Source organism: Tenacibaculum insulae, assembly GCF_964512435.1.
Lineage (GTDB): Bacteria > Bacteroidota > Bacteroidia > Flavobacteriales > Flavobacteriaceae > Polaribacter > Polaribacter insulae_A.
In genome coordinates this window covers 2,193,673-2,212,713 of sequence record NZ_OZ208512.1, presented here as the reverse complement: position 1 = coordinate 2,212,713, position 19,041 = coordinate 2,193,673, and the positions used below count along the sequence as shown (strand labels likewise).

16 protein-coding genes are annotated in these 19,041 nt (G+C 30.5%); 9 read left to right on the top strand and 7 right to left on the bottom strand.

What is annotated here, in order from left to right:
* Positions 1–20 precede the first annotated feature (20 nt).
* On the bottom strand, positions 21–1,913 hold the full coding sequence (locus ACN5J5_RS10215) for a SulP family inorganic anion transporter (protein WP_418644806.1): 1,893 nt from the start codon (positions 1,911–1,913) through the stop codon (positions 21–23).
* A 146-nt stretch (positions 1,914–2,059) separates the two neighbouring features.
* On the opposite strand from ACN5J5_RS10215, the gene pyrR reads away from it, so the two are divergent.
* Genes pyrR through ACN5J5_RS10190 form a run of 5 tightly spaced genes read left to right on the top strand, consistent with a single transcriptional unit; the run spans position 2,060 to position 5,199 of the window.
* Positions 2,060–2,614 carry a bifunctional pyr operon transcriptional regulator/uracil phosphoribosyltransferase PyrR gene (gene pyrR / locus ACN5J5_RS10210; RefSeq protein ID WP_418644805.1) on the top strand — a complete coding sequence of 185 codons (555 nt, stop codon included), beginning with the start codon at positions 2,060–2,062 and terminating at the stop codon, positions 2,612–2,614.
* Positions 2,615–2,638: 24 nt separating this feature from the next.
* Positions 2,639–3,571 carry an aspartate carbamoyltransferase catalytic subunit gene (locus ACN5J5_RS10205; protein WP_418644804.1) on the top strand — a complete coding sequence of 311 codons (933 nt, stop codon included), beginning with the start codon at positions 2,639–2,641 and terminating at the stop codon, positions 3,569–3,571.
* Between the two features lie 2 nt (positions 3,572–3,573).
* The gene (locus ACN5J5_RS10200) at positions 3,574–3,906 is read left to right on the top strand and encodes a hypothetical protein (protein ID WP_418644803.1); all 333 of its coding nucleotides are present in this window, start codon (positions 3,574–3,576) and stop codon (positions 3,904–3,906) included.
* 33 nt (positions 3,907–3,939) lie between these two features.
* Positions 3,940–4,257 carry a T9SS type A sorting domain-containing protein gene (locus ACN5J5_RS10195; protein ID WP_418644802.1) on the top strand — a complete coding sequence of 106 codons (318 nt, stop codon included), beginning with the start codon at positions 3,940–3,942 and terminating at the stop codon, positions 4,255–4,257.
* Positions 4,258–5,199 (top strand): ribonuclease Z, encoded by a 942-nt coding sequence (locus ACN5J5_RS10190; protein WP_418644801.1) that lies wholly within the window; start codon positions 4,258–4,260, stop codon positions 5,197–5,199.
* Here ACN5J5_RS10190 and ACN5J5_RS10185 read toward each other — a convergent pair.
* The gene (locus ACN5J5_RS10185) at positions 5,196–5,558 is read right to left on the bottom strand and encodes a CoA-binding protein (RefSeq protein WP_418644800.1); all 363 of its coding nucleotides are present in this window, start codon (positions 5,556–5,558) and stop codon (positions 5,196–5,198) included. The genes ACN5J5_RS10190 and ACN5J5_RS10185 overlap by 4 nt on opposite strands.
* Positions 5,559–5,653: 95 nt before the next feature.
* On the opposite strand from ACN5J5_RS10185, the gene ACN5J5_RS10180 reads away from it, so the two are divergent.
* Complete coding sequence (locus ACN5J5_RS10180; protein ID WP_418644799.1) at positions 5,654–8,137, top strand: TonB-dependent receptor domain-containing protein; 2,484 nt, start codon at positions 5,654–5,656, stop codon at positions 8,135–8,137.
* Between the two features lie 67 nt (positions 8,138–8,204).
* On the opposite strand, the gene ACN5J5_RS10175 is transcribed toward ACN5J5_RS10180, so the two are convergent.
* Positions 8,205–9,215, bottom strand: a complete 1,011-nt coding sequence (locus ACN5J5_RS10175) for a 3-oxoacyl-ACP synthase III family protein (protein ID WP_418644798.1) — start codon at positions 9,213–9,215, stop codon at positions 8,205–8,207.
* 113 nt (positions 9,216–9,328) lie between these two features.
* Here ACN5J5_RS10175 and ACN5J5_RS10170 point away from each other — a divergent pair, with 113 nt between their 5' ends.
* The 3 genes from ACN5J5_RS10170 (at position 9,329) to ACN5J5_RS10160 (ending at position 13,815) form a co-directional block, all read left to right on the top strand.
* A complete protein-coding gene (locus ACN5J5_RS10170; protein WP_418644797.1) occupies positions 9,329–10,720 on the top strand; it encodes a Gfo/Idh/MocA family protein in 1,392 nt (463 codons plus the stop codon).
* Positions 10,721–10,857: 137 nt separating this feature from the next.
* Positions 10,858–12,771 (top strand): molecular chaperone HtpG, encoded by a 1,914-nt coding sequence (gene htpG, locus ACN5J5_RS10165; protein WP_418644796.1) that lies wholly within the window; start codon positions 10,858–10,860, stop codon positions 12,769–12,771.
* Between the two features lie 597 nt (positions 12,772–13,368).
* A complete protein-coding gene (locus tag ACN5J5_RS10160; RefSeq protein WP_418644795.1) occupies positions 13,369–13,815 on the top strand; it encodes a GNAT family N-acetyltransferase in 447 nt (148 codons plus the stop codon).
* A gap of 170 nt (positions 13,816–13,985) precedes the next feature.
* Here the strand turns inward: ACN5J5_RS10160 and ACN5J5_RS10155 are convergent, their stop codons facing one another.
* Genes ACN5J5_RS10155 through ACN5J5_RS10140 form a run of 4 tightly spaced genes read right to left on the bottom strand, consistent with a single transcriptional unit; the run spans position 13,986 to position 19,041 of the window.
* The gene (locus ACN5J5_RS10155) at positions 13,986–15,491 is read right to left on the bottom strand and encodes a lipopolysaccharide biosynthesis protein (RefSeq protein WP_418644794.1); all 1,506 of its coding nucleotides are present in this window, start codon (positions 15,489–15,491) and stop codon (positions 13,986–13,988) included.
* Between the two features lie 4 nt (positions 15,492–15,495).
* Positions 15,496–16,578 carry a non-hydrolyzing UDP-N-acetylglucosamine 2-epimerase gene (wecB, locus tag ACN5J5_RS10150; protein WP_418644793.1) on the bottom strand — a complete coding sequence of 361 codons (1,083 nt, stop codon included), beginning with the start codon at positions 16,576–16,578 and terminating at the stop codon, positions 15,496–15,498.
* A complete protein-coding gene (locus ACN5J5_RS10145) occupies positions 16,575–17,855 on the bottom strand; it encodes a glycosyltransferase family 4 protein (RefSeq protein WP_418644792.1) in 1,281 nt (426 codons plus the stop codon). Before ACN5J5_RS10145 ends, wecB begins: the two co-directional genes overlap by 4 nt.
* A 1-nt stretch (position 17,856) precedes the next feature.
* Positions 17,857–19,041, bottom strand: a complete 1,185-nt coding sequence (locus tag ACN5J5_RS10140; RefSeq protein ID WP_418644791.1) for a glycosyltransferase family 4 protein — start codon at positions 19,039–19,041, stop codon at positions 17,857–17,859.

Here is a 19,041-nt window from a genome sequence, read left to right as displayed (position 1 = left end):
GCAAATTGCGGGATTTTTTTTTAAAACTCATATTCTGATAAAGGTTCTGGAAAAGCCTCAGGATTTTCAGCTAAATGATAACGAGGATCATCTACAGCTTCTATAATCACATCACGAAACTTATCGTTTGCCTTATACATTAACACTTTACAATCTTCACTTAAGTGTTTTAGTTTTACTTTTTTTCCTGCTTTTTGATATTTTTCTACTAAAATAAATAAGGCTTCTAAAGCAGAATGGTCTGAAATTCTACTTTCTACAAAATCAATTTCAATACTTTCTGGATCGTTTTTAACATCAAATTTTTCATTAAAAGTAGTAATACTTCCAAAAAACAAAGGTCCCCAAATTTCATACACTTTTGTTCCGTCTGCTTTCATTCTTTTTCTTGCTCTAATTTTCTTGGCACTTGTCCAAGCAAAAGATAAAGCCGAAATTATAACTCCAACAAATACTGCTATCGCTAAATCGAAAAACACGGTTACAGCAGAAACGATAACTAATACAAAAGCATCCGAAGCTGGAATTTTTTTCATAATTCTAAAACTAGACCATGCAAAAGTTTCAATCACCATCATAAACATTACACCTACTAAAGCAGCAATTGGCACTTGCTCTATATATTTATCAGCAAATAAAATAAAAGTTAATAAGGTTAATGACATCATTACTCCAGATAATCTTCCTCTACCACCAGCGTTGATGTTTATAACTGTTTGACCAATCATACCGCAACCACCAGTACCACCAAAAACACCACTTACAATATTACCTGCTCCTTGGGCAACACACTCTTTATTACCATTACCTCTACTATCCGTTAATTCATCCACTAAATTCATAGTCATTAACGTTTCTATTAAACCAACCGAAGCTGCTAAAAATGCATACGGTGCAATAAATTTTAAGGTATCTAAATTAAAAGGCAAGCTGCTCCACAATTCTAATAAATTTAATTTTTTAGAAATTTCATCAATTCCGTTTAAACCAGCTCCACCTCCATCTCTAATAAAATCTCCAACGTTAATTGAGTTTAAGCCACTAAATATTGAAATTAAAGTAACAATTAAAATAGCAGTTAATGCCGCCGGAACTTTTGTTGTTAATTTTGGCAATCCCCAAACAATTAACATCGTTAATAACACCAAACCAATCATTGTATATAAGGTACTACCTTGCATTGCTGATTTTACAACTCCGCTATCTTTTACCGAATAAAATCCTTCATCCGAAGCATTAAAAACAACTTTTTTGGTTTTAGCATCAAAAACCTGACCGTCAGAAATTACAAAAGCTTCTTCGTTTGTTGCATTATTTTTTATTGATTTTCCTTCAATTGTAAATAAAACAGTACCCGAATTTAAATCTTTAACTTGATTATCAGCTACATTGTAAACCAATTCTTTCGATTCGGTATTACGCATATTTTGTCCGAAAAAATCTTTTTTATTTTCGGTAAACATTCCTAATTGTGCCATAAAAATAACGATCGCCAAACCGTTTACAAATCCCATCATTACAGGGTGTGGAATTAAACGCACAAATTTTCCTAATTTAAATAAACCCGCAAAAACCTGTATAATTCCCATTAAAACAACCGCAGCTAATAAATAAAAATATCCCATATTTTCAACTGGCTGATCAAATAACAATCCTTTTGCATACCCTTCTTGTATCATATTTACAAAAATTACAGCTACAGCACCCGCTGCTCCAGAAATAAGCCCTGGTCTTCCGCCAAAAACGGCAGAAATTATTCCCACTACAAATGCTCCAAACAAAGCAACAATTGGACTAATTTGCGCCACAAACGCAAAAGCAACTACTTCGGGTATCATTGCTAAAGAAACTGTTACACCAGCTAACGTATCATCTTTAATGTTAAGTTTCTTATTTTTAAGGTATTTCATCATAATATTACAAGTCTTTTCTAAAAGTTGGCAAATGTAAAGATAATTTTATTCATATAGTTTTATGTTTCATCAACTTTAATTTTGATGACATAATTTTTTGCTTTATTTTTGAACGTTGAACTATCAAACCAATTTGATAGCAAAACATGAGCAGAAAAACACTACTTACTTCAAAAGAAATTGAAATCATTCTGCATCGATTAGCTTGTCAGTTAATCGAAAATCACAACGATTTTTCTAATACCGTTTTAATAGGCCTGCAACCAAGAGGTACTTTTTTAGCAAAGCGATTGGCTAAATTGTTAACAGATGAATATCAAATTAAAAATTTACAATTAGGCTTTTTAGATATTACTTTTTATCGTGATGATTTTCGCCGAAGAAACGAACCTTTAGAAGCAACATCTACCCAAATCGATTTTTTAATTGAAGGGAAAAAAGTAGTAATTATTGATGACGTTTTGTTTTCAGGAAGAAGTGTACGAAGTGCTTTAACGGCAATACAATCTTACGGAAGACCTGAAAATATTGAGTTATTAGTTTTAATTGACCGTCGTTTTAGCCGTCATTTACCAATTCAACCTAATTACAGAGGAAGACAAGTGGATGCCATTAACCAAGAAAAAGTAATTGTTAATTGGTTTGAAACTCATAAAAAAGATACTATTTACCTAGAAACCAAGCCTACCAAGCTTGATTAGTTATGATTATAAAAACAAACTAAAATGAAGCAGTTAAGCGTTGAAAATTTATTAGGTATTAAATACCTTAACAAAACTGATTTAGAGCTTATTTTTGAAACTGCTTCTCATTTTAAAGAAGTTATAAATAGACCTATTAAAAAGGTACCATCTCTTAGAGATATTACCATTGCTAATTTATTTTTTGAAAACAGTACTCGTACAAAATTATCTTTTGAATTAGCCGAAAAAAGATTATCTGCTGATGTTATTAACTTTTCAGCAGGACAATCATCAGTAAAAAAAGGCGAAACTTTAATTGACACTGTAAACAATATCTTAGCCATGAAGGTAGATATTGTGGTAATGCGACATGCAAGTGTGGGCGCTGGTATATTTTTATCAAAACATGTTGATGCAAAAATTATAAATGCTGGTGATGGTACTCATGAACATCCTACCCAAGCATTGTTAGATAGTTTTTCTATGCGAGAGGCTTTAAACAGCAACTTAAAAGGTAAAAAAATTGTAATTGTTGGTGATGTTTTACACTCTCGTGTAGCGTTATCAAACATATTTGCGTTACAATTACAAGGTGCAAAGGTTAAAGTTTGTGGCCCAACTACATTAATACCTAGATACATTTCTAGTTTAGGTGTTGAAGTTGAAACAAACTTAAAAAAAGCCTTAGAATGGTGTGATGTAGCCAACGTTTTACGTGTACAACATGAACGTATGGATATTAAATATTTTCCGTCAACGAGAGAGTACACACAACTTTTTGGAATAAACAGAGAAATACTTGATGGTTTAAATAAAGAAATTGTTATAATGCATCCAGGACCAATAAATCGTGGTGTAGAATTAACAAGTGATGTTGCCGATAGTAGTCAATCTATTATTTTAAATCAAGTTGAAAACGGTGTTGCAGTTCGTATGGCTGCTATTTATTTATTGGCGCAACAAATAAAAAGATAATTATGAAAATAGAGGATAAAACTTCGTATATTTTAATAACGTGCGATGAGAATTCTTTTTCAGATTTTATAAAAACATTTGAAAAAGAGCACCTTAACATTAAGGAAAAACACCTTATCGTTAAAATTTCAGACAATTTTAATCCTTCTATCGAAAATATTTTATTATTTTTGGAGTACGTTGAGCAACATCAAAAAAACGGCACATCTTTTGTAATCGTATTAAAGGATGTGAATATTGATGATTTTCCTGAAACAATTAACATTGTACCAACAATAATTGAAGCTGAAGATGTTATTGAAATGGAAGATATTCAACGTGATTTAGGTTTTTAACCTTATATTTATGATCCCCCTAAATGAATACATATGGTAAAAAAAATACTCTTTTTGTTCCTCTTAGTAACGCTTTCTAGTTTTTCTCAAGAAAAATCTATCGATAAGTTGGTAGCATCTCCTAATCCTTTTACTAATAACACTACTATTTTTGTTAACTCTAAAATGAATCAAACTGTAATTTTAACAGTTAGAAACGTTCTTGGTAAAACAGTGTTTTCTAAAAAAATAAAAGTTTTAAACGGCCGTAATTCTATACCTTTTCATCGCAACGATTTAAAATCGGGTATGTATATATATGCCATACAAAGTAACAAAGAAGTTATTTCTAAACGTTTTGTTATAAAATAAATGAGTTTAAAATTAACCATTTTAGGTTGCCATTCTGCCACACCAAGAGTTAATGCGCACCCTACGTCTCAATATTTAGAAATTAACAATCGACATTTTTTAATAGATTGTGGCGAAGGTACACAACGACAAATGCGTAAATATAAAATTGGTTTTTCTAAAATCAATCATATTTTTATTTCTCATTTACATGGTGATCATTTTTTTGGCTTAATTGGTTTAATTTCAACTTTTGGTATTTTAAATCGCGAAAAAGATTTACATATTTATGGGCCGAAAGGAATTAAAGAAGTTACCACACTTCAATTAAAATTATCTAAATCTTGGACAAAATATCACATTCATTTTCATGAATTAGAATCGAAAGAAAGTGAGTTAATTTTTGAAGATGACAATGTTTCTGTACTCACCATTCCATTAGATCATAGAGTTTATACCAACGGTTTTTTATTTAAAGAAAAACCAAAACCTAGAAAATTACATATTGGTAAAATAGAAGAATACACAGAAATTGATACTTGCGATTACCATAACATTAAAGCAGGTAAAGATTTTGTTTTAACTACTGGAGAAGTCATTCCGAATTCAAAACTAACTATCGATCCACCAAAATCTAAAAGTTTTGCTTTTTGTAGTGATACTGCATACAAACCAAACATTGTCCCTATTATTAAAAATGTAGATCTTTTATATCACGAAGCTACCTTTTTAAAAAATAGAGAAGATTTATGTGAACGAACAAAACATGCTACTGCCGAACAAGCTGCCTCAATTGCTAACCAAGCAAACGCAAACAAGTTAATCATTGGTCATTATTCTAGCCGATATTCAAACATCAATGATTTTAAAGACGAGGCACAAACAATTTTTAAAAATGTAGAATTAGCCGAAGCCGGAAAACAATATTCACTAAACACTACGCCTACTTCCGTTTTAAATTAATATTGATTGGTTGATAATAAAACCAACGTACATGCTACTTCGCTTTTAATATCATTCTCTTTTAAAAGAGTGTAAAATTCTGGATTTTCAGTTCCTGGATTAAAAATTACCCTTTTTGGTTGTAATGAAATTATGTAATTGTAATATTCTTTTTGTCGCTCTGCGTTTAAATATAATGTTACAGTTTCAACATCGTTAAACATTTTTTTTGATGTTTCAATAACCACATCCAACACTTTACCACTTTTTAAACCAACGGCAACTGTTTTTACCGCTTTGTCTCTTAATCTTTTAATTGCAATATTAGAATATCTCGTAGGATTTAAAGAAGCTCCTATAACTAAAGTTGTTTTTTCCATAATTGTTAATGATACGTTAAACTCTGTTAAACTGAGTAACAAAGTTAAACAATAGATAGTCTATTAAGCATCAAAACAATCGAAAAATAAACAAAATGAAAAAACTACTATTAATATTTTTAACCGTATTTAGTGTCAATTTATTTGCACAAATGCCAAAAAGTAGCTTACCTAAACCAGGAGTTGTTACTGGTAAAATAATTGATAAAACAACAAAAGAGCCTTTGCCTTATGTAAATATTATTATTAAAGATGCTGCTAATAAAATTTTAACTGGCGGAATTACAAACGACGATGGAAATTTTTCTATCAAAAATATTCCTGAAGGAAAAAGCATCTTAGAAATCCAATTTATTGGCTATAAAACAGTTTCTAAACCTATTACAGTTGGCAATAAAAATAGAAAATTAAACCTTGGTACTATTTTACTTGCTGAAGATAGCACTACGTTAGATGAAGTTGAAATTAGAGCAGAAACATCTACCGTAACTCAAAAAGTAGATCGAAAAGTAATTAATGTTGGTAAAGATTTAACAGCCGCAGGTACTACTGCTTCAGAACTTTTAAACAACGTACAATCTGTAAGTGTAGATAGTCAAACAGGAGGAATTAGCTTACGTGGAAACGATAACGTACGTGTACTTGTTGACGGAAAACCAACCAATGTAAGTGCTGCGCAATTGCTAAAACAAATTCCGTCTTCATCAATAAAAAGTATCGAATTAATTACCAATCCTTCAGCAAAATACAATCCAGAAGGAATGAGCGGTATTATTAATATTATTTTAAATAAAAATGCCAACTTAGGTTTTAATGGTTCTGTTGATATGGGCGTTACCACAGATCATTTTACACGTTTTAACGGATCTACCAACATGAATTATAAAACGGGTAAAGTAAATTTCTTTGGAAATTACGGATACAATACTGGTGATAATTTAAACCATGGATCGATAGAAAGACCTAGTAATAATAGCCTTCAAAAATTTAGAGGTAACAATGCTAATACTTCTAATTTAGTTAAAATTGGTGCCGATATTTATGTAAATGATAAAAACACTTTATCTTTTTACACTACACAAAATTGGTTTTCGGCAAACAGCTTATCAAGAGCTAAAGTTTTTGAAAACAACGTACTTAGTTCTGATGCACCGAATAATCAAAATGTAGATGGAACTTCAAGTAACTACAATGTTAATTATAAAATTGATTTTGAAAAAGAAGGTCATAATTTAGAGTTTGAAAGTACTTATTCTTATTCTGATAATCCTGAAAACTCAACAAATAAAGACCTTGTAAATACATCTTCTAAACTATTAAATTATTTTAATAATATTGAAAACGATAGTGAAAATACTTTAATCAATCTTGATTATACCAATCCTATTTCAGAAAAAGGAAAATTAGAAATTGGTTTAGAATACAGAGTTAATAATACCAAAAACAACAATTTAACGAATCAAGAAGAAAACACTTATTTAACAGATGTAAATGGTGATGTTATTTTAGATGTAAATGGAGATCCGCAAATAACGGGTACCGAAAGAATAGGAAATTCTTCTTTTAATTACGATCGAAAAATTTACTCGGGTTATGTTAACTACGGACATCAATTTGGTAAAGTTACCATGCAATTAGGGGCGCGTTTAGAGCAATACAAAATAGACGGAACTTTTAATTTAGAAAACGAAACTCCTGCAAAAGTAAGCGACGATATTTTCTCAATTTATCCATCGGCATTTTTCACCTTTAATCCTTCTGATAAAAATCAATTTCAGCTAAGTTATAGTCGTAGGGTTGACAGGCCAGGAATTGGCCAGGTAAATCCGATAAGACAATGGAGTACTCCGCTAATTACATCAATAGGTAATGAAAATTTAGATCCGCAGTTTACCAATTCATTAGAATTTAATTATACTCGTAAAATAAAAGGAGGTTCGTTATCTTTTGGTACTTTTTATCGTAAAATTAGTGATGCCATTTCTCGTGTTACTTATAAAGACCCAACAGACCCAAATGAAGTACGTCAGATTTTATCTTTTGCTAATTTTGATGACACAGATTCTTACGGATTAGAGTTTTCTGCCAATTACAAAGTAAACAACTGGTGGCGTTTAAACTCTAGTATGGATTTTTATTCGCAAAAACAATTTGGAACTGCCGATTTAAGCAATCCTAATTCAGCAAGAATTGAAGTTCAAAACGAAACATTTAACGCACGAATTAGTAATAATTTTAGAGCTACTAAAAACTTAAAATTCCAATTATTTGCAATGTATCGTGGACCAAGAGAAGATATTCAATGGAATGTAAAAGAAATGTGGATGATAAATACCGGAGCTAGCTTAAGTGTTTTAAAAGGAAAAGGAACGGTAAGTTTAAGAGTAAATGATATTTTTAAAGGAATGAAATTCGGATTTGATGCTACCAGACCTTATGCACAAAAAGGGCAATTTAACTGGGAAAGTCAAACTACTTATATCGGATTTAACTACAGATTTGGTGGCGGTAAAAACCGTGCTAAAGCAAGAAGACAAAGAGATAATAATGAAAAACAAGGTGGTGGCGGAATGTTCTAAACCTTACAAGAACAAATAAAAAAACCGAAGCAAATGCTTCGGTTTTTTTGTTTATATATATTGTTTACTACCATCTAATAATTACAGAACCCCAAGTAAAACCACTACCAAAAGCAGCTAACACAACTAAATCGTTGTCTTTAATTTTACCTTTTTCCCAAGCTTCTGTAAGTGCTATAATTACTGAAGCCGCAGTGGTATTACCATACTTCATAATGTTGTTATACACTTTGTCGTCTGGCAACTGAAATTTTTTCTGAATAAACTGAGCGATACGTAAATTTGCTTGATGCGGAATTAACATATCAATATCATCTTTTTGTAAATCATTGGCTTGTAAACCTTCATTTATCGCTTCAGAAAAACGAGTAATGGCATGTTTAAATACAAATTGCCCATCCATATAAGGAAAGTAAGATTGATCTTCAGGATCGTTCTTTTCTAAAATTTCTGGTACCCAACGTTGTGTTGATGGTCCTTCTAAAACAAGTTTTTTAGCATATTTCCCTTCCGAATGTAAATGAGAAGATAAAATACCTTTACCTGCTTCTTCACTACGAGAAAGCACTGCTGCTCCTGCTCCATCTCCAAAAATTACGGTAACTCCTCGTCCACGAGTAGAACGCTCTAAACCTCCCGAATGATTTTCAGCACCAATCACTAAAATATTTTTATACATTCCGGTTTTTATAAACTGATCGGCAACAGACATCGCATAAATAAATCCAGAACATTGGTTACGCACATCTAGTGCTCCAATAGTTGGCATATCTAGCATTTCTTGTACTTGTACTCCACCTCCAGGAAAATACATATCAGGACTTAAAGTAGCAAATACTATAAAATCGATATCATCCTTCGTTAAACCTGCACGTTCAATAGCTATCTTAGCAGCCTTTGCTCCCATTACAGCTGTAGTATCATCAGATGTTTTTGGATCTATCCAACGACGTTCTTTAATTCCCGTACGTTCTTGAATCCACTCATCAGAAGTATCCATCCACTCCTTTAAATCATCATTAGTTACTACGTTATCTGGAACATAATACCCTAAACCTGTAATCTTTGAATTATACATATTTTGTGTTGGTTTTTTGTTGTTTGCTAATTTGCAGCCTGTAAAAATAGGAATAAATTAATATCTTTACAAAGACATAAAACATAAAATAACAAACATTAATCTACATATTTATGAATAGAAAAGATTTTCTTTCTCTATCAACAAAAGCTGCTGTCTTTTTAGGTTTATCAACCGCAATTTCTTGTAAAGATGAAGCTTCTGAAAAAATTGACTCTTTATTAAATAAAACTGCTAAAGGAACCGCTTTTGGCTTAACATCATCAAAAATAAAAAAAGTTAAAGTTGGATTTATTGGCTGTGGTAATCGCGGGCAAACTTTAATTCAGATGTTTGACTGGTTGGTAAAAAACAACAATGCTGAAATTGTTGCTATTGCTGATTTAAAGAAAGAAAAAACTGATAAATTAAACGAACACTTACAAAAAACGCATCAAAAAACTGTTAAAGCTTATTACGGGCATCCTGATGAATGGAAAAAATTAGTAGATAGAGATGATATTGATCTATTAATCATTGCCACTCCGTGGGAAATGCACACACCAATGGCATTATATGGTATGGAAAAAGGTAAACATGTTGCCTGTGAAGTTCCTGTAGCATACACAATAGAAGACTGCTGGAAACTTATTGAAACTGCCGAACGTACCCAAAAGCATTGTATGATGCTCGAAAACTGTTGTTTTAATAATGAAGAACTATGGGTATTAAATATGGTAAATCAAGGTGTTTTTGGTGATCTTACACATGCTGAAGGTGCTTACATTCACGATTTACGTAAACATTTATTAGACGAAAAATATTATGAAGATCAATGGAGAATTAAACATCATTTAAACAAAGACGGTAACTTTTACACTACCCATGGCTTAGGCCCTATTAGTCAGTATATGGATATTGGTCGTGGCGACACTTTTGACCATGTAGTATCAATGAGTTCGCGAGAAAAAAGTTTAAGCGATGCTGCCAAACGTAGCGGAGTTGATAAGTTTTCAAACATAAAATGTGGTGATATGAATACCACCATGATTAAAACCAAACTTGGCAAAACCATCATGCTACAATTTGATGTACATACAGGCAGGCCTTATAATCGTTTAAACACCGTTGTGGGTACAAAAGCCGTTCATGAAGGTTATCCTTCTAAATTATATATTAATGATGATGAACTAGCTTGGTGGGGACATAATTGGTTAGAAAAAGAAAAATATAATGAGTACAGAGAAAAATACAACCATCCGCTTTGGAATACATTAAAATCGCAGATTTCTGATAATTCTGTTGGCCACGGAGGAATGGATTTTGTAATGATTTATCGTTTAATTAAATGCCTAAACCAAGGTTTACCTTTAGATATTAATATATATGACAGTGTGTTATGGAGTGCTATTACTCCGCTTTCAGAACTATCTGTGGCTCAAAACAGTAGTTCTGTAAAGGTACCTGACTTTACAGGAGGCACTTGGAAAAATAAAAACAAAACAGAAATGTTACGAAACATTTAAACTTTTAAATGCATTATAAGAAAACGATAACAATGCTGTTATCGTTTTTTTTATGTCATCTTGTCACAAAACTATTTTTGGTATTTTTTTTGACTATTTAACTTTCTAGAAAATAATATCAAACAAAATATATAATTATGAGCAAAGGAAGTATTAATGTATCGGTAGAAAATATATTTCCACTGATTAAAAAATTCTTGTATTCTGATCACGAAATATTTTTACGTGAGTTAATATCTAACGGAACGGATGCAACTACAAAATTAAAACACTTAATTGCTATTGGTGAAGCAAAAACCGAATTAGGTGATGCTAAAATTGAAATTAGTATTAATAAAGAAGCTAAAACCATAACCATTAAAGACCAAGGTTTAGGTATGACTGCTGATGAAGTAGAAAAATACATTAACCAAATTGCCTTTTCTGGAGCTGAAGAGTTTTTAAATAAATATGAAGATGGTAAAAACGAAACCGGTGTAATTGGGCACTTTGGTTTAGGTTTTTATTCTGCTTTTATGGTTGCTGATAAAGTTGAGTTAATCACAAAATCTTTTAAAGACGAACCAGCTGCACATTGGACATGTGATGGATCGCCTGAATTTACTTTAGAAGCACATGATAAATCTGATAGAGGTACAGAAATTATTTTACATGTTGCTGAAGATTCTTTAGACTTTTTAGAGGAAGCAAAAATTGGTGGTTTACTTAACAAATACAATCGTTTTAATCAAGTGCCAATTAAATTTGGAACTAAGAAAGTAAACGACCCTGAGTTTACACCACAAACAACAACTGATGCGGATGGTAAAGAAACTACTGAACCTCACAAACAAATTGAAGTTGATAATATTATCAACAATACAAACCCTGCTTGGACAAAAGCTCCTGCAGATTTAAATGATGAAGATTATACAAACTTCTACAGAGAATTGTATCCAATGCAATTTGAAGAATCTTTGTTTCATATTCATTTAAATGTTGATTACCCATTTAATTTAACAGGTATTTTATTCTTCCCTAAGTTATCACAAAACTTAGATATGCAAAAAGATAAAATTCAGTTATATCAAAACCAAGTTTTTGTAACCGATAACGTAGAGGGTATTGTACCTGACTTTTTACAAATGTTAAAAGGTGTTATCGATTCGCCAGACATTCCTTTAAACGTTTCTCGTTCAGGCTTACAAGCAGACGGAGCTGTAAAGAAAATATCTGGTTATATTACTAAAAAGGTTGCCGACAAACTAGCTTCTTTATACAAAAAAGATCGTGCTGATTTTGAACAAAAATGGAACGACATTAAAGTAATTATCGAATACGGAATGTTATCAGAAGATAAATTCTTTGATAAAGCTAAGAAATTTGCTTTATACCCAACCGTTGCTGATATTTATTTTACTTTTGATGAATTAGTTGAAAAAACGAAAGACAATCAAACTGATAAAGATGGAAACCACGTAATTTTATATGCCTCTAACAAAGAAGCTCAGCACAGTTATATCCAAGAAGCAACTGCGAAAGGGTATGAAGTTCTTGTATTAGACTCTCCAATTGTATCACATTTAATGCAAAAATTAGAAACTTCAGGCGAAACAAAAGTTCAGTTTGTACGTGTAGATTCTGATTTTATTGATAATTTAATTAAGAAAGACGAAGCTGTTATTTCTAAATTAACTGATGAAGAAAAAGAAACATTAAAACCAGTTATTGAAGGTGTAATTGCATCGCAAACATACACTGTTCAATTAGAAGCAATGGATTCTTCTTCGTCTCCTTTCTTAATTACTGTACCAGAATTTATGCGTCGTATGAAAGAAATGCAAGCTTCTGGTGGTGGAGGTGGAATGATGGGAATGGGTAATTTACCTGAAATGTATAACTTAGTTGTAAATACAAATCACCCATTAGTTTCTGAAATTTTAAATGCTGATGAAGACAAGAAAAAAGACTTAATTACGCAAGCTTTCGATTTAGCCAAATTATCTCAAAACCTTTTACATGGTAAGGAGTTAACTAACTTTATTAAGCGTTCTTACGAACTTATTAAGTAATATTTTACTTTTTAATATACAAAAAGGGCTGTCTAAAAAGTAAAATTTTTAGGCAGCCTTCTTTTTATTTGATTTTTATAAAAAATCTACTAAATTCGTTTAACTTCTAATAAATGATTATGAATGATACCGTTATAAATACCATCACAATTATTATTTTATTTTTTCATTTAATAGCCATATTTATTGGATACAAAACGCAAAAAACGACTTTAATAACTCCTTATATAAACGCTGTTACTGTAATTGGAATCTTCATTTTTTGGAGTATTAATAACCTGAATACAGAACAACATCATTTTGATTTTTACGAGCTACTTGTTCTCGGTTTAGAAGCATGCTTTTTTATATTTGCCTTATATACCATTATTGGAGCATCTAATAAAACGTACGTAAAAATTATAAACTATGTTATTTTTGGTATTCACATACTATCTACAATAATAATGCTGGTTTATATGCTGTTATTCAAGTTTAATAAACTTTTTTAATAAAAAAAATCTACAAAATACTACTTAAAACTAAAAAATCATCAAAATAACAAAAGCAACTTCAGTACAAGCAAAACTTTTTTCAAAAATAAGTGTTGCCTCTTTTTTGCCAGCTCACGGTCATTCTGCTCCTACAAAAGATATGAATGCGTATATCGCTAATAATTTTAAAGAAAGTAACTTTATAAAAGAGTTAGAAACCTTAGAAAACGAATATTATTTATTAGAATATCAAAACAAAGTTGCAGGATATTCTAAAATAATTTTTAATAAAACTTGCAAAAATGTAATTCAAAAAAATATTACTTATATGAGTAGACTCTATTTACTTGAAGAGTTTTACGGCTTAGGTTTGGGTAAAAAACTCTTTGACTTTAATGTAAAGCTATGCAAAGAAAACAACCAAGTTGGAATTTGGTTAAATGTTTGGGTAGAAAACAAAAAAGCAATTCAGTTTTATAAAAAATCGGGCTTTAAAATAATAGGAGAAACTGATTTTCAAATATCAGAAACACATTCAAACCCTAACCATATTATGTATTTAGAGTTTTAATTGACATAAAATTTAATTTATACATATATCTTCAAATCAATAAGAGATATAAACATATGTTAATCAGTAAATTAATAATCTGTATTATATTTGTAACAGAGATAAACCCCCAACATTTATTTATTTCGTCCCCCAACAAAAGACTTGTCCCCCTAACGTGATAAGTCTTTTTATTTTATATACCTTTTTACCAAAGTATTTATCTGCTCAGAAATTGATAATTTAACTACCACAAATAAGTAAACAGGAACAATTAAAATACTTTTTAAAATAATATTAACTATAGGATCTACTCTAAAAGTACTAATAGAAAATTGAGGTGTAGAAAAATCCCAAAAATAAAACACTAAAAATAATACTATAATAATAGCTAACATTTTTAACGTTTTTATCGTAAACGGAAACATTTTTAATTGCCTTTTAACAAACCAAAGCTTAAATGCATTAAAAAGTAAAACTGTTAATAAAGTTGCTAATGCTAAACCTTCAGTACCCATTCCAATATCATTATAAAAAAAGATATTTAAGTAATACACCATAAATGCCATACCAATACCAATAGGCATGGTTATTTTATAAAAACTAGAATTCTGAATAATAGCTCCGTTATTACCTAAAGACATTAAAAATAATTTAGCCGATGATATTAATAAAACTACAATACCACCACCTGCTGCATAATTTTTGTTTGGCATTAACTTAAATAATTCTGCTACATTACAGTTTACTAAAACAAAAAACAACCCTCCTATTAACAATAAATTAATAGAGCTTTTTTTATACAAACTTACTGTTTCGGTATTATCTCCATCATTAATAGATTTTGATGTTAATGGCTGTAAAATTTGCCCCATAGCTCTACTTGGTGCTTCAATAAAACTACCTATAAACAAAGCAACACCGTAATAAGCTGCGGTTGCAAAACCATCTTTACCTGGTATCATAACCTTGTCAATATCTAATACAATTGCACCAGCACTACCTGCTAAAACAATATAAAAAGTGTATCGTAAAACTTCTTTATAGTTATTTGGTAACGAAAAACTTATTTTAGGCGAATACAACTTAAAAGCATATAGCATCATTAAAATAGTTCGTAATATATATGCAACTGTCATATATATTAAAAATTCTTGTTTGGTAATAAACTCAAAATGCACTGCAAACAACAAAATCATTATTGCCGCTCTGTTATATAATTCTTTAAATAAATTACCTAAAACAGATTGCATTTGCACTTTTGCCCACGAATAAAAAACTTCAAAATAAGCACAAGCAACCGCAATAATATATATATAAATAGTGTAGCTTTCAATAATTAAATTTCCTTCTACATTACTTTTTGAAACAAAATCCATAATTAAATTATGAAAAAAATCCCAGCAAAATCCAACAGGCAATGCGATTAATAAAGGAAGAAATAAAACCGAGCTTAAAAACTTGTCTTTTTCTTGTTTTGTTTGATACGATGAAAAAAACTTGATTATCGTAAAATGAATTCCTAATGCTATAATTGGCAACAATAAATTAGATGCAGCAAATACATAAGTAGCTAAACCATAATATTCATCTTTTAAAAACCTTGAATATAAAAAGATAGTATTAACACCACCTATTAAAAAACCTAAATAGATAATGAATGTATTTTTTAACGATTGTTTTAGTACAATTCCCAAATTATTATTGAATTATATTTTTTATTGATTGATATATTTTTTCGCCAACATTAGCGCCATACAGCTCCTCTTTAAAACTCTTTTTGGAGGCTAAAAATTCTTGAAAAGAACTTGTTATTTCATCCATATTAGTTCCAGTAATTTTAGCATATCCAGTTTCTACCAACTCTGTCCATTCGGTTTCTTCTCTTGCAATAATACAATGCTTTTTATTAAAAAAAGCTTCTTTTTGCAATCCTCCACTATCTGTAATTACTAAACTACATTTTTTTAACAGCTCTAACATATCAAAATAACCAACCGGATTTATAAAAGTAATATTAGGCTGTAAATCATACTTTTCTAACACCTTTTTAGTTCGAGGATGTAATGGCATTACCACTTGTTTTGTTTGATGAATTTTTGCTAAAGCCGAAAAAACTTCTTTTAGTTTTTCTTTATCATCCGTATTTTCTTGACGGTGAATTGTAGCCACTACAAATTCATTTTCTTTTAACTTTAAATCGCTTATAATAGTTGATTTATCCGCTGAAAATTCACCATAAAATTCAACCGCATCTTTCATTATATCTCCATGCTGTTCAATTTTAATAGCTAAATTATCAAAACCTTCTTTTTGTAAATTATTTATAGCAACCTGAGTTGGACAACTTAATAAATCTGCAATTCTATCTGTTACAATACGGTTTATTTCTTCGGGCATTTGCATATTAAACGAACGTAAACCTGCCTCGATATGTACTACTTTAATATGTAGTTTTTTTGCTGCCAAAGCTCCTGCAACAGTAGAATTTGTATCACCATAAACAACAACAGCATCTGGTTTTTCTGTTAGTAAAACTTCTTCAATTTTTTCCAACATTTGCCCTGTCATTGCACCGTGACTTAAACCATTAATATTTAAATTATACTTTGGTTTAGGTATTTGCATTTCATCGAAAAAAACAGCGCTCATATTCGCATCAAAATGCTGACCTGTATGCACAATTACCTCTTCAATTTCTTGATGATTTTTTATCACTCTGCTTAACACCGCACCTTTTACAAACTGTGGTCGTGCGCCTAATATGGTTACTATTTTTTTCAAGAATTTACTACTTGTTTAAGTATTACTGATAATTGTTTGGTTAACTCTTTTCGGTGATATTGTTTGATATTTTTTGACGATACTTGCAACGCATTTTCTTTATAGCTTTTGTATAAACTTAAAATTGTGCTTTTAATTGCTTCTTTATCATCAAAATCAACAACAATTCCTGAATTTGTTTTTTCTAAAATCTCTGCTAAATCTCCATCTTCAGGGCCAATTGCTAAGATAGGACGTTTTGCTTGCAAATATTCGAAAATTTTACCTGTTATTATCCCTTTTGCACTTGGCACTTTATTTACAGCTAACAACAACACTTGCGAATTTCGTTGATATTTTTGCACCTCCTTATGCGGAACATAATTTATTTTTACTAAATTTTTAAATTGATATTTTGCTAAATCTGCTTCAACATCATCAGACAGTTTTCCTATTAATTTTATTTCTAAATCGTTTTTAAACGTTTCATTTTCTTCGGATAATTCAGCTAGTGCTTTCCATAAAACTTTCGGATTTCGGTCGGCATTCATCAAACCAATATGAGTTATAGAAAATTTAGTATCTAAATTAGGTTGATGCTTTTCGTTTTCAGTAGCATCATACCCATTGGTTACCACATGAATATTTTTAGAAAACGCCTTATAATTAGCTTTCATTGTTTTACCAACCACTAAACTAGCATCAGCATTTTTTAATACTTCTTTTTCTAATTGATGATGTTTTTTTATTGCTTTTTTAGTTAATGGCAATTGATGAAAATAATCAATATCCGTCCACGGATCGCGAAAATCGGCAATCCATTTTATGTTTGTTTTTTTCTTTAAATGCAAACCTATTAAATGCAAACTATGTGGTGGTCCAGTAGTAATAATTGCATCAATTTTATTATCTGATAAATATTTTCCTAAGTATTTTACAGATGGTTTTACCCAATATTTTCGGGCATCAGGAATAAAATAATTAGCTCTAACATATTGTAATATTTTTCCGAAAAAAGTCGGATTCGGATTTAAAAATCCTGCACTTGTTTTTGTTTCTTTCTTTTTAAAGATTGACAACAAATCATTCGGTTCCCAAATTGTTTTTTTAAGTACTTCTATACCTTCAGGAACGTCACTTTTTAAAGATGTATCAATAATTGGATAATTTGCATCTTCAACCGTATACACAACAGGTTCAATATTAAAATCTTGTAAATATTTTACAAATTTTAACCAACGTTGAACGCCAGAACCACCCGCCGGAACCCAATAATATGTAATAATTAATACTTTCAAATTATAGGTTATTATATAAATCGATTAATCCTTTGGATGTTTTATCCCAAGTAAATTCATTTTTAACAAAACGCTCCCCGTTTTGCCCCAACTCTTCTCTTAAAGTTGAATTTTTACACAACTCTAAAACTTTAGCTTCAAAATCTTTAACATTTTGTGCCTCATGTACCAAACCTCCGTTTATTTTTTCAATTAAGTTTTTCTGAGCAATCGCATTACTTACTAATAACGGTTTACCCAAACTCATGTACTGAAATAATTTATTCGCATAAGCAACATCGTGTTGAATATTACGTCGCAAAGGCGAAATACAAATACTACTTGCTTTTATGTATGATGGAAATAACGAAACATTTTGCCAGCCCTCAAAATCAACAAATTCGTGAATATTTAATTTATCAACTTCTGCTTTTAAAATATAATCTGTGGTGTTTTTACCAACAATAACCAATTTAACGTTGGGTATTTGCGCTTTTAAATTTGCAACAGCTCTTATTGCTGTTAACAAACCTCTACGCACATGGGTATCACCTAAATAAAGAATCACGAAATTATCTTTATATTTTTCTATAATTCCGCCGTTCAATTTAAACGAATTATAAAACGATTTCCGAATGGTATTGGGCACTAATACTACTTTATTTTCAGCTATTTTAGTTCTATCAACTAACTCGTTTACAAATTCTTGCGAAACGGTAATTACTTTATCGGCCTTTTTAATAAAAGCCTCTTCTTTTTGTTTCCATTTTTTAGGAGAAATGATATACTTTCCAGGAAATTTTTGCAAATGCGGATAAAACTTCATCACCTCTGGCATGTTATCGTGCAAATCTAAAACCACCGGCAATTTTGCTTTTTTGCTTGCTAAAAATACTGCTTCAGCAATTCGGATATCATGAATATGGATTGCTTCAATTTTATTTTTAAACAAAAAATCAGCAATCTTCTTTTTCATCAATAATGAATAAAAAGGAACGGTATACGCTAAAGCGGATAATTTATACTCTAATTTATTAGATTGATATCGCTTAACCTTAATTTGGTTAATTGTATCTTCCTGCTGTTTTCCTCCATAAGTTAAACAAAATAAAAACACTTCGTGCCCTTCTTTTATCAACTCAATTGCTTCATTTTCTACACGAGGATCTGGCGGAAAAACCTTATCCAATATCATTCCTATTTTCAT

Bases quoted from the DNA above. Each gene is read 5' to 3' on its own strand.
- ACN5J5_RS10215 (WP_418644806.1), bottom strand. From the start codon at position 1,913: ATGATGAAATACCTTAAAAATAAGAAACTTAACATTAAAGATGATACG.
- pyrR (WP_418644805.1), top strand. From the start codon at position 2,060: ATGAGCAGAAAAACACTACTTACTTCAAAAGAAATTGAAATCATTCTG.
- ACN5J5_RS10200 (WP_418644803.1), top strand. From the start codon at position 3,574: ATGAAAATAGAGGATAAAACTTCGTATATTTTAATAACGTGCGATGAG.
- ACN5J5_RS10205 (WP_418644804.1), top strand. From the start codon at position 2,639: ATGAAGCAGTTAAGCGTTGAAAATTTATTAGGTATTAAATACCTTAAC.
- htpG (WP_418644796.1), top strand. From the start codon at position 10,858: ATGAGCAAAGGAAGTATTAATGTATCGGTAGAAAATATATTTCCACTG.
- ACN5J5_RS10175 (WP_418644798.1), bottom strand. From the start codon at position 9,215: ATGTATAATTCAAAGATTACAGGTTTAGGGTATTATGTTCCAGATAAC.
- ACN5J5_RS10195 (WP_418644802.1), top strand. From the start codon at position 3,940: ATGGTAAAAAAAATACTCTTTTTGTTCCTCTTAGTAACGCTTTCTAGT.
- ACN5J5_RS10190 (WP_418644801.1), top strand. From the start codon at position 4,258: ATGAGTTTAAAATTAACCATTTTAGGTTGCCATTCTGCCACACCAAGA.
- ACN5J5_RS10185 (WP_418644800.1), bottom strand. From the start codon at position 5,558: ATGGAAAAAACAACTTTAGTTATAGGAGCTTCTTTAAATCCTACGAGA.
- ACN5J5_RS10180 (WP_418644799.1), top strand. From the start codon at position 5,654: ATGAAAAAACTACTATTAATATTTTTAACCGTATTTAGTGTCAATTTA.
- ACN5J5_RS10140 (WP_418644791.1), bottom strand. From the start codon at position 19,041: ATGAAAATAGGAATGATATTGGATAAGGTTTTTCCGCCAGATCCTCGT.
- ACN5J5_RS10170 (WP_418644797.1), top strand. From the start codon at position 9,329: ATGAATAGAAAAGATTTTCTTTCTCTATCAACAAAAGCTGCTGTCTTT.